The 13,033-nt window shown below is 71.9% G+C and carries 10 protein-coding genes; 6 read left to right on the forward strand and 4 right to left on the reverse strand.

What is annotated here, in order from left to right; genetic code table 11:
• Window positions 1-143 precede the first annotated feature (143 nt).
• The 4 genes from ACFVJQ_RS09995 to ACFVJQ_RS10010 all read left to right on the forward strand — a co-directional run bounded on the left by ACFVJQ_RS09995 (window position 144) and on the right by ACFVJQ_RS10010 (window position 5,064).
• On the forward strand, window positions 144-2,615 hold the full coding sequence (locus ACFVJQ_RS09995) for a SpoIIE family protein phosphatase (RefSeq protein ID WP_385782388.1): 2,472 nt from the start codon (window positions 144-146) through the stop codon (window positions 2,613-2,615).
• Window positions 2,616-2,757: 142 nt separating this feature from the next.
• Complete coding sequence (locus tag ACFVJQ_RS10000; protein ID WP_385514267.1) at window positions 2,758-3,483, forward strand: class I SAM-dependent methyltransferase; 726 nt, start codon at window positions 2,758-2,760, stop codon at window positions 3,481-3,483.
• A 286-nt stretch (window positions 3,484-3,769) separates the two neighbouring features.
• A complete protein-coding gene (locus ACFVJQ_RS10005; protein ID WP_385514266.1) occupies window positions 3,770-4,108 on the forward strand; it encodes a PadR family transcriptional regulator in 339 nt (112 codons plus the stop codon).
• Entirely contained in the window at window positions 4,105-5,064 is a 960-nt protein-coding gene (locus ACFVJQ_RS10010; RefSeq protein ID WP_385782393.1) for an HAAS signaling domain-containing protein, read from the forward strand. Before ACFVJQ_RS10005 ends, ACFVJQ_RS10010 begins: the two co-directional genes overlap by 4 nt.
• Window positions 5,065-5,130: 66 nt before the next feature.
• On the opposite strand, the gene ACFVJQ_RS10015 is transcribed toward ACFVJQ_RS10010, so the two are convergent.
• From ACFVJQ_RS10015 to ACFVJQ_RS10030, 4 genes are all read right to left on the reverse strand, one after another.
• Window positions 5,131-6,624 (reverse strand): AMP-binding protein, encoded by a 1,494-nt coding sequence (locus tag ACFVJQ_RS10015; RefSeq protein ID WP_385782396.1) that lies wholly within the window; start codon window positions 6,622-6,624, stop codon window positions 5,131-5,133.
• Window positions 6,621-6,920 (reverse strand): acyl carrier protein, encoded by a 300-nt coding sequence (locus ACFVJQ_RS10020; RefSeq protein ID WP_385514263.1) that lies wholly within the window; start codon window positions 6,918-6,920, stop codon window positions 6,621-6,623. The genes ACFVJQ_RS10015 and ACFVJQ_RS10020 overlap by 4 nt, the downstream gene beginning before the upstream one ends.
• 60 nt (window positions 6,921-6,980) lie before the next feature.
• Window positions 6,981-9,476, reverse strand: coding sequence for an MFS transporter (locus tag ACFVJQ_RS10025; protein ID WP_385782399.1), 2,496 nt, complete (start codon window positions 9,474-9,476; stop codon window positions 6,981-6,983).
• Window positions 9,477-9,657: 181 nt separating this feature from the next.
• Window positions 9,658-10,641: a LuxR C-terminal-related transcriptional regulator gene (locus ACFVJQ_RS10030; RefSeq protein WP_385782402.1), complete on the reverse strand. Its 984-nt coding sequence runs from the start codon at window positions 10,639-10,641 to the stop codon at window positions 9,658-9,660.
• A gap of 126 nt (window positions 10,642-10,767) precedes the next feature.
• Here ACFVJQ_RS10030 and ACFVJQ_RS10035 point away from each other — a divergent pair, with 126 nt between their 5' ends.
• Entirely contained in the window at window positions 10,768-11,403 is a 636-nt protein-coding gene (locus tag ACFVJQ_RS10035; RefSeq protein ID WP_385782405.1) for a 4'-phosphopantetheinyl transferase, read from the forward strand.
• Between the two features lie 210 nt (window positions 11,404-11,613).
• Complete coding sequence (locus ACFVJQ_RS10040) at window positions 11,614-12,999, forward strand: helix-turn-helix domain-containing protein (protein ID WP_385782408.1); 1,386 nt, start codon at window positions 11,614-11,616, stop codon at window positions 12,997-12,999.
• Window positions 13,000-13,033: the final 34 nt, after the last annotated feature.

A 13,033-nucleotide genomic window follows, 5' to 3' on the forward strand; every position in this document is an offset into this window, starting at 1 on the left:
GTCGGCCGCGGCAGGGCGTGCGCCCGCGCGGTCGGCGACATCAATTCCCGTATTGCCGCACATCGTGGAGGGGTGTCGCCGTACGGTGGGTGACGGGGGCACAGATCTAGATCTTGCACAGTCGTGGGGAGAGGGACTGGGCCATGGACCGTGGCACCGACCGGCAAGCACCTCCCGACCACCAGGCCGGAAGCGGTGCACCGACGGGGCATGCCCCGGCCGGCCGCATCCCGCTGGCCGTGGTCGTGGTCGATCGCGACGGCCTCGTCTCCCACTGGAGCTCCGGCGCGCGACGCCTCTTCGGCGCCGCCAAGGAGTCCGCGATCGGCCGGCCCGCGGCCGACCTTCTCCCCGTCTCCGGAGCGCTGCCCGCAGACCCCGAGGACACGCCGTACGGGCCGTACGGCAGGTACGACGGCCTCGGACCCGACCTGCAGGCCTCCCTCGACGGAGGGCTCTCCTACCCGGCCGCGGGCCGCGCCCGGGTCGGTGTGCCCGACGGCGGCCGGGTCGACGTGCTGTGGTGGGCGTACCCGCTGATCGGACCCGGCCTCGAGCGGCTGCTCGTGCTTGCCGCGGATGCGGCCGCCCTGCGCCCGCACGAGCCGGACGAGGACGCGGCCGTCGAACGGATCGCGCCCGCCTTCGCCCTGCACACCGACTTTCCCGGCGCCGAGGAACTCGCCCGCAGGCTTCCCGAGATCCTGCCCAGCATGAGCGTCGACGAGAGCGCCCGGATCGTCGTGCAGGTCCTCGAACTGGGCTATCCGGTACTGGAGTTCAGTCAGAACGACCGGGTGCCGGTCACCCCCGACTGGGGCGTGCCCCGGCGCGCCGAGCGCAAGGCCCGCCGCGAGCGACTGGCCAGGGCCGTGGCGGCCGGCGAGACCGTACCGGAGGAACTGCGGGACGACGACGAGGACGGCGAGGACCTCGAGTACGCCGCCGTACGCGAGCGCCTGGAGTTCCTCAACGAGGTGAGCGGAAGGATCGGCACCTCGCTCGACCTGGCGCGGACCATCGTCGAGGTCAGCAGGGCCGTCGTACCGCGCTTCACCGATGTCGCCGGCACCTACCTGCGCGAACAGGTCGTCGCCGGCGAGGGATTCCCCGAGGGCGTGCCGGACACCACCACCATGTGGCACCGGGTCGCCGTCGAGCACACCGACGAACCCGGCCGCTGGGACGACGTCGTCCCCGTCGGCGAGGCCATGCCGTTCCCGGCGCACACACCCTTCTTCCAGTGCATGACCACCGGCGAGCCCGTCCTGGTGCCGCGGATCAGCGAGCAGATGGGCCACGCCATCGCCTCGCAGTTCGAGAAGCGGGACATCCGGCCGCTGATCACGGGCCGTTCGATGCTCGTCGTGCCGCTGAAGGCACGCAGTGTGGTGCTCGGGTTCATGATCCTGCTGCGCCATCCCGAGCGCGCCGAGTTCAATGACATGGACCGGGTCACCGGCGCCGAACTCGCCGCCCGCGCGGGCCTCGTGCTCGACAACGCGCGCATGTACACCTACCAGGAGAGCGTCGCCGAGACCCTCCAGGACAGCATGCTGCCGCACATCCCGCCACGCATGGCGGGCTGCGACATCGCCACCCGCTATCTGCCCGGCACCCTGCTCGGTCGGGTCGGCGGCGACTGGTTCGACTCGGTGAAGCTGCCCGGCGCCCGCACCGCCTTCGTCGTGGGCGACGTCATGGGCCACGGCCTCAACTCCGCTGCCATGATGGGCCAGTTGCGGACCGCCGTGCAGACCATGGCAGCCCTGGACCTGCCGCCCGCCCAGCTGCTGCGCAACCTCGACGACCTCGCCCAGCGGCTGGGCGACACCTACCTGGCGACCTGTCTGTACGCCGTCTACGACCCGATCGCGAGCGAGCTGCACCTGGCCAACGCGGGCCATATCCCTCCGGTACTGGTGCGGGCGGAGGACGGTCGCAGTGAACTGCTCGACCTGCCCACGGGTGCGCCCATCGGCGTCGGCGGGGTGCCCTTCGAGGCGGTACGCGTGCGCGTGCGGCCCGGCGACCGGCTGGTGATGTGCACCGACGGGCTGGTCGAGGTGCGCGGCGAGGACATCGGCGTCGGCCTCGCCACGCTGTGCGAGTCCGCCGCGCACCCGGCCGCGTCCATGGACGACGCCTGCGACACCATCATCCGCGCCCTCAACACCCGCGGCGGCCGCAAGGACGACGTGGCCCTGCTGATGGCCCGCCTGAACGGCATCGAACCCGGCGACGTCGCCGAATGGCGGCTCGCCCTCGACCCGGCCGAGGTGGGCCGGGCCCGCGCCGCCGTCCGCGAGCAGCTGCACGACTGGGGCCTGGCCCGGCTGGCGGACAGCGCCGAGCTGATGGTCAGCGAACTCGTCACCAACGCGGTACGGCACTCCCACCGCCGGCCCGTCGAACTGCGTCTGGTGCGCGGCGACACGCTGCTGTGCGAGGTGGACGACGACGATCACGACCTGCCGACGCTGCGGGGCGCCGGGCCCGGCGACGAGGCGGGGCGCGGACTGCGCGTGGTCAGCACCCTCGCGCGCGAGTGGGGCGCCAGCCGAAGGGGTGCGGGCAAGACGGTCTGGTTCGAACTCACGCTGCCGCGCCGCTGAATCAGCAGGCGCAGGGGCCGTGGGCCTGTCGAACGAGCCGTGAAGGTATGTGCCGTGTGCTTGTGACCGTGGACCCGGGCGCGATACACCGTACTGGCCCGTCACTTACGGTGGGATCGGCGTCGGACCTGGGGAGTTGGCCATGAGCGTGACGAGTCGGTACCGGGAGGCCTGGGAGGCGTTCTGGCGCGAGGCGCCCCGCGAGCAGGGCGCCGTGTTCTGGGACGCCGAGCCCGCCATCACCGCGGGCCGCCACCTCGCCCTGTTCGAGCCGCACCTGACCGACCCCGGCCTGCCCGTGGTCGACCTGGGCTGCGGCAACGGCACCCAGACCCGCTACCTCGCCGACCGCTTCCGGCGTGTCCTCGGCGTCGACCTGTCCGTGGCGGCCGTCGAGCACGCCCGGTACGGGGATCCCGCCGGGCAGGCGGGTTACCGAGCACTGGACGCCGCCGAGAAGAGTGAGACCGAGGCGCTGCACGCGGAGCTCGGCGATGCCAACGTGTACATGCGCGGTGTACTCCACCAGTGCGAGCCCGACGACCGGCAGCCACTGGTGGACGGCATCGCCACGCTTGTCGGCGCCCGCGGCCGGGTCTTCCTCGTCGAGCTCGCCGAGGCCGCCGGTGCCGTCCTGCGCGGTCTGGCTCAGGGCCCCGCCGGCCCGCCGGCCAAGCTCGCCCCCGTCTTCCGGCACGGCATCGCCCCCGGCGAGGTCGCCGACGCCGCCGTGCCCGACTACCTGCGGGCAGCCGGGCTCACCGTGCTGGCGAGCGGCGAACTGCCCCTGACGACCACGGAGTCCGGCCCGGACGGCGCCAGGATCGAACTGCCGTCGAAGTGGCTGGTCGCCGGGCGCACGGCATGACCCCGCGGCGGACACCTGGGGGTGCCCGCCGCCCCCACAACTTCAGAACGGGCGTTTCTCACTTGTGAGTTCGCCCGGAAGCTCCTGCACCGCGGCGCCCCGTTGGGGGTGCCGCGGTGCTGCTTGTGCTGCGTACGGCCCTAGTCGCACGGGAGTTCTGTCGACGTCCCCTTCCGTTCGCCCGGCCGCTTCTCGTGCCGCGTACCGTGCCCGTGCCGTCGGGGGCAGGCGGCGCACGTTGTTCGGGGGGTGACATTAGTGTGCGGCGCACAGTATCGTGTGCTGTGTGTCCGTAGAAGAACTGACCCTCAGCCAGGCGCAGGAGCTGCGTCGCGGGACGGTCGTGCTGGCCTGTCTGGCGCTGCTCCGGAAGCCGCAGTACGGCTATGCGCTCCTGGAGACGCTCAACGAATCGGGGGTTACCGTCGACGGCAACACGCTCTACCCACTGCTGCGACGCCTCGAGAAGCAGGGCCTGCTCACGAGCGAGTGGAATACCGACGAGTCCCGGCCGCGCAAGTTCTACCAGGTCAGCCCAGACGGCTCCCGGGTCCGTGCGGGCTTGGTGCGCGAGTGGCAGGACCTCGTCGCCTCGATCTCACGACTGACCAAGGAGAACGAATGAGTACGGGCGTGCTCACTGAACGCTACGTGCACGAGGTCGTCCGGCGGCTCCCGGCCGACCAGCGCGACGACATCGCCGAGGAACTCCGCGCCACGATCGCCGACACCGTCGAGGGACGGAACGCCGACGACCCGCAGGCCGCGGAGCGCGAGGTGCTCAGTGAGATGGGGGACCCGGTACGGTACGCCTCCCGCTACACGGAACGACCGCTCGCCCTGATCGGGCCCGACCTCTACCCCGCCTACCTCCGACTGCTGGTGGCCCTGCTGACCACAGTGCTTCCGGTGATCACCGTCGGGCTCGTGCTGCTGGAGGTGGCGGACACCGACGACATCGGTGCCGCGCTGCGTTCCGGTGTCGGCACGCTGATCACGGTCGGCGCACAGCTGGTCGCCGTACTGACGCTGGTGTTCGCCGTGGCCGAGCGGGTCCGGCACCGCCGGGGCGTGACAGGAGCGGCCCGCTGGACGCCCGACGACCTTCCCGATGTCCGGCAGCCCGACAAGGGCGGCATCGGAGCCTTCGCCGCCGTGGTGTGGGACGCCTTCCTGTTCGCGCTGATCATCTGGCAGCACACCGCCGAGCCGTACTGGGCGGACGGTGACAGCGCCGCCGGGGACGGCAAGTGGCTGGAGGTGCTGAACCCGGACCTGTGGTCGGGGTGGATCTGGCCGATACTCGCGGGACTCGCCGGTCTCGTGGCCGTCGGGCTCGCCCGGGTCGTGGCGCGCGGCTGGACCCTCCGGCTGGCCACCTGGTACGCCGTCGCCCAGGCGGTGTTCACGCTGCCGCTGGCCTGGGTGCTGTACCAGCAGGAGCTGTTCAACCCCGACTTCCTCGCCGACGCCAAGACCCTCTGGGAGACGCCGGACCCCGTCTACAGCGGCGCCGCCCTCATCGTGCTCGCCATCGGCGTCAGCTCCGTGACCAAGGGCTTCCGCACCGCGCGGAGTTGACGGGGCATAGGAGCAAACGAAGGGGCTGCCCGGCTCGCGTGGCCGGGCAGCCCCTTCCGCGTCGCCTCAGCAGGCCGACAGTTCGGCCCTGATCCGATTGCGGTCGACCTTGCCCGTCGACGTCCTCGGCAGCGGCTCCGACACCGGCTCGAACACACTGGGGACGGCCGCGCGCACCGCGCGCTCCGCGCAATACTGGCGCAGGGCAAGCATGTTCGCGGCGCCCGGCTCGGTCAGGCGCATGCGGGCGTGCAGACGGTGGCCCGCGACCGGGTCGGGGAGCGCGACGACGGCGGCCTCGACGACCGCCGGGTGCTCCAGCAGGATGCTCTCGACGTGCTGCGTGCTCACCTGGGTGCCGCGCACCTTGACCATGAAGTCGGTCCGGCCGAGCACGCTCAGGGAGCCGTCCTCGTGTCGCACGGCGACGTCGCCACTGCGGTAGTACACGAGGCCGGGCACGCCGTCGGGGTGCGGGCCGAACTTCTCGTCGTTCGGGACGTTCACGTAACCCGCCGTCTGGAACGGGGTGTTGACCAGCAGCTCGCCCTGGCCGGGGCCGGTCAGGGCGCGTCCGTCCTCGTCGACGATCAGCCAGCGCACGCCGGGCAGCGGCCTGCCGATCGGCAGCGGGGTGGTGACCGGGCCGTCGCGGTCCACCTCGTGGAGGAAGCTGTTGTTCGTCTCCGTGCAGCCGTAGTTGTTGAACCAGCGCGCCTCGGGAAAGGCCTCGGGCAGGCCCGCCAGCACCTTCGCGGGCATGCTCTCGCCTGCGAAGACCAGGTACTCCGGCGTGGTCAGCGGGCCCCTCTCGGCCGCCGCCCGGGCGAGCAGCTGGAACAGCAGCGGTACGCCCTGGATCAGGGTGACCCGGTGGTCGGCGACCAGGTCGCGCAGATAGTGCGGCGAGGTGCCCCGTTCGGGGTCGGCGAGGACGACGGTGCCGCCGTACGCGAGGGTGGTCCACACATCCAGGAGGCACAGGTCGAAGTTGAGCGGGGCGTAGTTGAGGACGGTCGTGCCCGCGGTGATGGCGAAGGTCTCGGCCGCCCAGGCCGTGAAGCGGGACACCGCCCCGGACGTCAGCGGCACGATCTTCGGCAGTCCGGTCGAGCCGGACGTGGTCAGCATGAAGCCGATGGCGTCCTCGGCGTCCTCGGCCGGCGGACGGTGCTCCTCGGCGGTGTGGGAGAGCGGGGCGGCCGGGTCCACCACGACGTCGACGAGCGGGCCGTCGGCGAGACCGAGGACGACCGCACAACCGGCCTGCTCGTACAGCTCCTTGAGCGGGAGGTCGGGCAGCTCGTGCGAGGGCAGCAGGAAGCTGCGTCCCGCCATCAGGCAGCCCAGCACCAGGGCCACCGTCTCCGGCGACTTCGGTACCCGCAGGCCCACCGGACGGTCGGCGTGCGGCGCCGCGGCCTCCACCTGGGTACGGGCCCGGCAGGCCATGGCGTGCAACTCGGCATAACCGACCGTGCGGCCCTCCCAGACGAGCGCGGGAGCGGACGGCTGCGAGGCGGCGCGTTCGGCGAAGGCCGTGGCGACGGAGCGGCTCATGCGCGTCCCTCCCCGGCCTCCGCGCGCCCGGCTGTGGCCCGGATGGTGCGTACGGTACGGAAGTTGCGGCTGGTGAGCTCCTCGTCGGGCAGGTGGATACCGTGCTCGTCCGCCAGCCAGGCGGCGATGTGCAGCACACCGAGGCTGTCGATCACGGCGGTGGCCAGCAGGTCGTAGTCCGGGTCCAGGTCGGCGGCGTCGAGGCCGGGCAGGAAGCGCTCGACGACGAAGCCGGCGATGTCCGCCTCGGAGACGGCCGAGGGCATCACCGGCGAGGCATGGGGCTCGACGGGCATGTGGTGTTTCCTTTCGCAGGTGCGTGACGTCCTCGCGACGCTCAGGAGGGGGCCGCCGCCTCACACTTCGACGATCGTGCAGAACCAGTGCATGCCCGGGGAGGCGACACCCGTGAGCGCCACCAGGTCCCCGAGTGCCAGGTCGCCGGCCTCGATGTGCCGCCACAGGCAGACCAGTTGGTCGGCGGCGCCCATGTGGCCGAGTCCGCGGGCCAGTTCGGCGTTGGTGCGGGAGACGGGGATGCCGACCGCGTCGGCGACCGCGCGGAAGGTCTGCTGGTTGTCGTTGAGGTGGATGAGCCGGGTCAGCTCGCTCCGATCCCGTCCGGCGCGGGCCAGGGCCTCGTCGATCACGTCCGCGAGCCGCCCGGTGACCTCCTTCATGAACGCCTGGAAGCGCTCGGGGTCCCGTCCGAAGTGCCGGTAGACCGAGGCCATCGGGCTGACGTCCCGCAGGCCGCGGCCCGGCGGTGGTACGGGGACCGCGGCGCCGCCGTACTCGATGCGGAACAGGTCCGCGTACTCGGGGTTGGTGAACTGCGCCGAGGACAGCCGGCGCAGGCGCGGATGGCCGCGTCGTACGACGGCCGCGACGGCTCCGTCGCTGGCGACGCAGCCGTTGAAGTCCATGCGGTTGCTGTGGGCCTCGCTCAGTACGTTGACCAGGACCACCAGCACGGTGTCGGTGCCGGGGGAGAGGGCCATCGCGCCGGCCGCGTGGTCCAGCGCGGGCGACCAGGCGGCGCACGCCTGGGTGAACAGCACGGTGGGTGTGCCGTGCGCGCCGAGCGCCCTCGCCACGGCTGCGGACGGGTCCCAGCCCAGATACTCGGGCACGTCGGAGTTGCCCACGACGATCAGGTCGACGTCCGCGATGCCGAGATCCGCGTTCTCCAGGGCCTCGCGCGCCGCCTGAGCGGCAAGGTCGGTGGCGGTGGCGCCCTCGGTGGCGCGGTGGTACGTCTCGTAGCCGAGGCCCGTGACTGCCTCGGGGTCGGGAACGTAGTCGGCCGCGGTCTCGCGCACGCTGCGCCGCTCGCCGAAGGCCATGCCCGTCGTGACGATGCCCAATTCCACTGACGTGGCCATGTGTTGTCCCTCCACTGCTGAACGGGGTGGATCAGTCCGCCCGGCCCTTCGACGGGGGGTGAGGACGGGTTCCTCCGCCGGGCCGTCCCGGTGTGTCCCGGGCTCGGCGGGGTCCTGGAGGTCCTGCGCCCCGGGGTCTGCGGCCGCCGGGAGCGGGAGCTCCTGAACCTCGGCCAACGGTGTGTCGAGGACGGTCAGTCGGCGACGGGCGACATGCAGCGCGAGCGCGAGTACGGCCATGGCGGCGGCCAGGATCAGCACGGCCCGCTCCACGCCCACCGCGTCGGCGAGCAGGCCCGCCGCCAGGGGGCCGGTCCACTGCACGGCCTGGAAGCAGAACTGGCCTGTCGAGGCGACCCGGCCCAGATACGCGTCCGGGACCAGCCGGACCTCGTACGACTCGGTGACGACGTTCATCGGCACCATGCTGGTCATGCCGATCATCATCACCAGGCCGATCTGCCAGGGCCGGGGGACCATCGCGACGGCGGCGAAGGACGCCGCGAACAGCCACGCGGACAGCAGCAGCACCCGCCGTGCGCCGATGCGCCGCATCAGCCACGGGCCGGCTACGGCGCCGAGCACACCGCCGGCGACGGCGAGCGAGGTCACGACGCCGACCGTGGTGGGACTGCCGCCGCGGTGCTGGACGATGATGACGAAGAGCAGGGTGAAGCCCTGCGCAACCGTGTTCAGCAGGGCGCCCCAGGCGAGTGTGAACACCAGATAGTCGCTGCGCCGGATCAGGCGCAGGCCGTCCTTGATGTCCGCGAACAGGCCGGCCCGCGGTTCCCCGTCGTCGCGCCGGTCCGGGCCGAGCGGCCGGCGGATCAGCAGCGAGCCGAGCATGATGCACAGGAACGAGATGGCGTCGAACAGGAAGGGCACCCAGCGGGCCATGGCGTAGAACAGACCGCCCAGCGGGGCGCCGACGAGCTGGGCCAGCAGGTCGCGGCCCATGCCCTGCGCGGTCGCGTCGGCGACCTGCTCCTTTGGCACGATCCGGCGCAGCACCGGAGCGGTGACCCCGGACCTCAGCCCGGCCGCGAGGCCGCTGACCAGAGCCAGCGCATGGAGGCCGAGCACCGAGGGATCGCCCCGGTACACGAGCCAGGCGACAGCGCCCATCGACAGCGCCTCGACCAGCGCGGCCAGGCTCAGCAAGGCCCGCCGCGACACCCGGTCCGCCAGGGCCCCGCCCAGCACGAGCGTGCCGAGCCGGCCGAGCATGTGCAGCACGGTGATGGTGCCGGCCTGCGTCGCCGAACCGGTGACGTACAGCATGAGCAGGGGGAAGGCGAGGGTCGACATGCTGGTGCCGAGCGCCGACAGACCCTCGCCGGACCACCAGATCAGATAGTCGCGGTTGCGCCACAGCGACGGGAGCTTCGCGGGAGTGCCCTGCGGCTCCTCAGCCTCCTCAGGGGCGTCTTCCGCGGGAGTCTCCCCGGGACGTGACCGCTCCATCGTCGTCCGTCCCCCATCGCTCGTGTGCTTGCTCGTCCGGGCCGGTGCCGCGGATCCCGCCCAGCATGCTGGTCGATGCGTCACCGGCCCGGCCAGGCAGTGCACCGGCAACTCGGCCGGAGAAAGTTGCCGCTCACCGCCGGCGTCCCCCCGGGGGGCACCGGGAGACCGTCACGAGCCGTCAGATCCAGCCGCGCTTGGCCGCCTGGTACCCGGCCTCGAAGCGGCTGGTCGCGCCCAGCCTGACGCACAGCTCCGCGACGATCCGGCGTACCGTGCGCAGCGAGACGCCGAGGCGTCTGCGGATGGTGTCGTCGTTCAGGCCGCGCGCCAGCAGGCGCAGCAACTCCTTCTCGCGGGGACTGAGTCCGTGCTCGTCGACCCCGGGAGCGGCGCTGCCGAGCGGGACCGCGTTCTCCCACACGCCCTCGAAGAGGGCCGTCAGTGCCTCGACGGCGCCGGGCGTCGTGATCTGCAGGACGCTGTGCCACGGGTCGGCCGGGTCCGCCGGCAGCAGCGCCCTCGACCGGTCGACGACGAGCAGGTGCACCGGCAGCGACGGCACCGTGCGCACCCTGCTGCCCGGCTCGCCCTCCCAGGCGGCGCGCAGGCCGGCCCGGGCGTCGCCGCGGATGCTGTCCGTGGTGACCGCGCGGGTCTCCACGCCGTGGGCGCGGACCTGTCGTTGCAGCGCCTGCAGGGGCTCCAGCCAGCTCTCGGACGGCGAACCGTCCGGCAGGAAGGCCAGCCACTCGGCGCCGGCCCCGTCGGACATCTCGCGCAGTTGGTCGGTGACGGCGTCGCGGCCTGTGACGTACGAGCAACCGGGCACCTCCCCACCGCCCGGACGCGCCTCGGTGTACTCGTCGATCAGCGACATGACCGCGGCTCGGTCCTCTTCGAACTCCCGCAGCTGCTCCTCGATTCCGGACATCCGCCGCAGCAGCAGGGCCTTGAGGCCGAGGCGCGGGTCCACCAGCTCGCCGACGCCGTCGCCCACGGAGCGCAGCAGGTCCAGCTTGGCCAGGTGCTCCAGCGCCAGTCGTACGTCGTCCGCGGTCACTCCCAGGTGGTCGGCAAGGTCGTGCGCGCTCCGGTACCGTCCGGCGATGAGCCGCTTGTACACCGCGTCGGTGAGTCCGTCGAGCCCTAATCTCTGCAACATGGAGCACCCCCGTGGTCCCCGTCACTCCTTGGATCTTCATCATCTTCACACTAATCTCGCACTCGCCGCAGGAGTCCCTCGGGTTGCGGGTGTGTCAACCGGCTGCATTTTCTGGGAAGTTCGGGCGTGATCGCTGACCTCGTGCCGGACGGTGTCCAGGCCTGGGAGGCGTACGGCGATGCCGGTCCGGAGGCGGCGATCGTGCTCTTCCCCGCCGAACAGGCCCTGGTGGAGGGCGTGGTGGAGAATCGGCGTCTCGAGTTCACGACCGTACGGGGCTGTGCGCGCCGGGCGCTCGCCCGCCTCGGCGTGGCCGCGGAGCCGCTGGTTCCGGGGGAGTTGGGTGCACCGCGATGGCCGGCCGGCGTCGTCGGCAGCATGACGCACTGCCGCGGCTACCGCGCCGCCGCCGTGGCCCGCGCCGTGCACGTCGCCGGCCTCGGCATCGACGCGGAGCCGGCCGAACCGCTGCCCGCCGTCGTCGCGGCGCGGACCGTGCCGGACGCCGAGCGCGACTGGCTGGAAGCCGACTTTCGCGCGGCAGCCGACGTGCCGCTCGACCGGCTGCTCTTCTGCGCCAAAGAGGCGTCCTACAAGGCGTTTTCACCATGGCTCGGAAGCCGTTTCGGGTTTAATGACTTCCGGGTGCGGCTGGCCTCCGACGGCACGTTCCAGGGTGCTCCGCCGGACGGTTCGGGCGGTTTCTCGGGGCGCTGGACCGCGCGTTCCGGCTACCTTCTGGCCGTCGTCTGCCTGGCGTAGACCAAACCCCGCCTGGCAGCAAGTGGTCAGGTGGCGCCTTCCTGTAATGGCCGGAACTCCCGCTCGCTCGTTCGGTCGAGTAGGGTCCGGTCTTGGCCTAAACATGGACACGCCGGTGTTGACTTCGTGGGGACGTCGTCAACTGCCTTGAAGTGGCGTGATGTGCAGGTGGCGGCCATCTTTGTTTCATTTCCAAGGGGGATTCTGTCAATGGTGATTCAGGATGAGTTCACTTCCTACGGCAGAATGGACGTTCATCAACTGCGTGAATTTCTGATCAATCGGCGGAGAATCACCGGCTGGACACAGGAGGAGCTCTCGGAGCGCTCCGGCGTCAGCGTCCGGACGATCCGCAATCTCGAAACCGGCTCCAACACCAATCCACGGCGGACTTCCGTGGAATTGCTGCTCAGCGCCCTCGGCGCGGCGCCCGCGGAAACCGCATCGTGGGGTGGCGTCAACTGGCCTCTGATACCCGAACAGCGCTCGGAGACGCACCGCGACCGCACGGCGAGGCCGTCACCCTGGCACGGGCCCCGGCCGCTCGGCGATCCGCTGGTGGGACGCCAGGCCGACATGCGGCACATCCTGGCCGCCGCGCAGCGCAGCAGGCTGATCGTGCTCACCGGACCCGGAGGCGTGGGCAAGACCCGCCTCGCGCTCGCGGTGGCGTCCCGGCTGCGTCCGCTCTTCCCGGACGGGGTCGCCGTCGCCGAGCTGCACGACTGCACGCCGGAGCACCTGGACCCGGCGCGTGCGCAGGCCGAACTGGCGCGTATCACGGGGAAACTGACCGGCGAGCCGGTCGGACCCGGGCGGCGCCTGCTGGTCCTGGACGCGGCCGAGCGCGTGGTCCGGCAGACCGCCCGTCTCGCGCGGCAGCTGCTCGACCAGCACCCCGGGCTGCATCTGCTCGTCACCTCGCGGCGGGCCCTGGCCGCCGCCGCGGCCGAGAGCTGGGAGGTCGAACCGCTGCGCGTCGACGGCCGGGAGGGGCGCGACGCGCCGCCGCCCAGCGCGGTGGAACTGCTGCTCCGCCGCGTCCAGGCCTGCCTGCCGACGCTGGACCTCGCCCAGCACCTGCCGCAGGTCACCGCGCTGTGCCGGCTCCTCGACGGGGTACCGCTGGCCATCGAGATCGCCGCCCAGCGCCTCAGATCGCTGCCGCTGACCTCGTTACTGCGCGAGGAGACCTTGTTCCAGCTGCTCGACCAGGTCGACGCCAGCGGACTCAGCGCGCACCGCACTCTGTCCGACAGCGTGCGCTGGAGCTACGACCTGCTGCCCCGGCCGCACCGGGCACTCCTGCACGACCTGGTCACCCTGCCCGACGGCTTCTCCCTGGACGACGTCCTCGCAAGCCGGCCCGGCCGTGACCGTGAGATGACACGCGTTGCCCACCTGCTCGCCGAACTCGCCGATGCCTCCTTGGTGCAGACGAACCGTCAGGGCAGATACGAGTACCGCGTCCACGCCCTCGTCCGCCATGTCGTGGCGCACACGGGGCGCTCCGGCGACACCGAACACTCCCCGGCATCCGACGTGGACGGTGTCCGGACCGTCCACACGACGAGGGCCGGTCACCCGGCGGCCTGACGGCTCCGGCCGGGCGGAACGTTCCGCCCGGCCG

The organism is Streptomyces sp. NPDC127197 (assembly GCF_042672405.1).
GTDB classification, from domain to species: Bacteria; Actinomycetota; Actinomycetes; order Streptomycetales; family Streptomycetaceae; genus Streptomyces; species Streptomyces flavusporus.

What these genes read in the sequence shown, in the direction of transcription:
- ACFVJQ_RS09995 (WP_385782388.1), top strand. Translation starts at nt 144, where the DNA reads ATGGACCGTGGCACCGACCGGCAAGCACCTCCCGACCACCAGGCCGGA.
- ACFVJQ_RS10000 (WP_385514267.1), top strand. Translation starts at nt 2,758, where the DNA reads ATGAGCGTGACGAGTCGGTACCGGGAGGCCTGGGAGGCGTTCTGGCGC.
- ACFVJQ_RS10010 (WP_385782393.1), top strand. Translation starts at nt 4,105, where the DNA reads ATGAGTACGGGCGTGCTCACTGAACGCTACGTGCACGAGGTCGTCCGG.
- ACFVJQ_RS10015 (WP_385782396.1), bottom strand. Translation starts at nt 6,624, where the DNA reads ATGAGCCGCTCCGTCGCCACGGCCTTCGCCGAACGCGCCGCCTCGCAG.
- ACFVJQ_RS10020 (WP_385514263.1), bottom strand. Translation starts at nt 6,920, where the DNA reads ATGCCCGTCGAGCCCCATGCCTCGCCGGTGATGCCCTCGGCCGTCTCC.
- ACFVJQ_RS10025 (WP_385782399.1), bottom strand. Translation starts at nt 9,476, where the DNA reads ATGGAGCGGTCACGTCCCGGGGAGACTCCCGCGGAAGACGCCCCTGAG.
- ACFVJQ_RS10030 (WP_385782402.1), bottom strand. Translation starts at nt 10,641, where the DNA reads ATGTTGCAGAGATTAGGGCTCGACGGACTCACCGACGCGGTGTACAAG.
- ACFVJQ_RS10040 (WP_385782408.1), top strand. Translation starts at nt 11,614, where the DNA reads ATGGTGATTCAGGATGAGTTCACTTCCTACGGCAGAATGGACGTTCAT.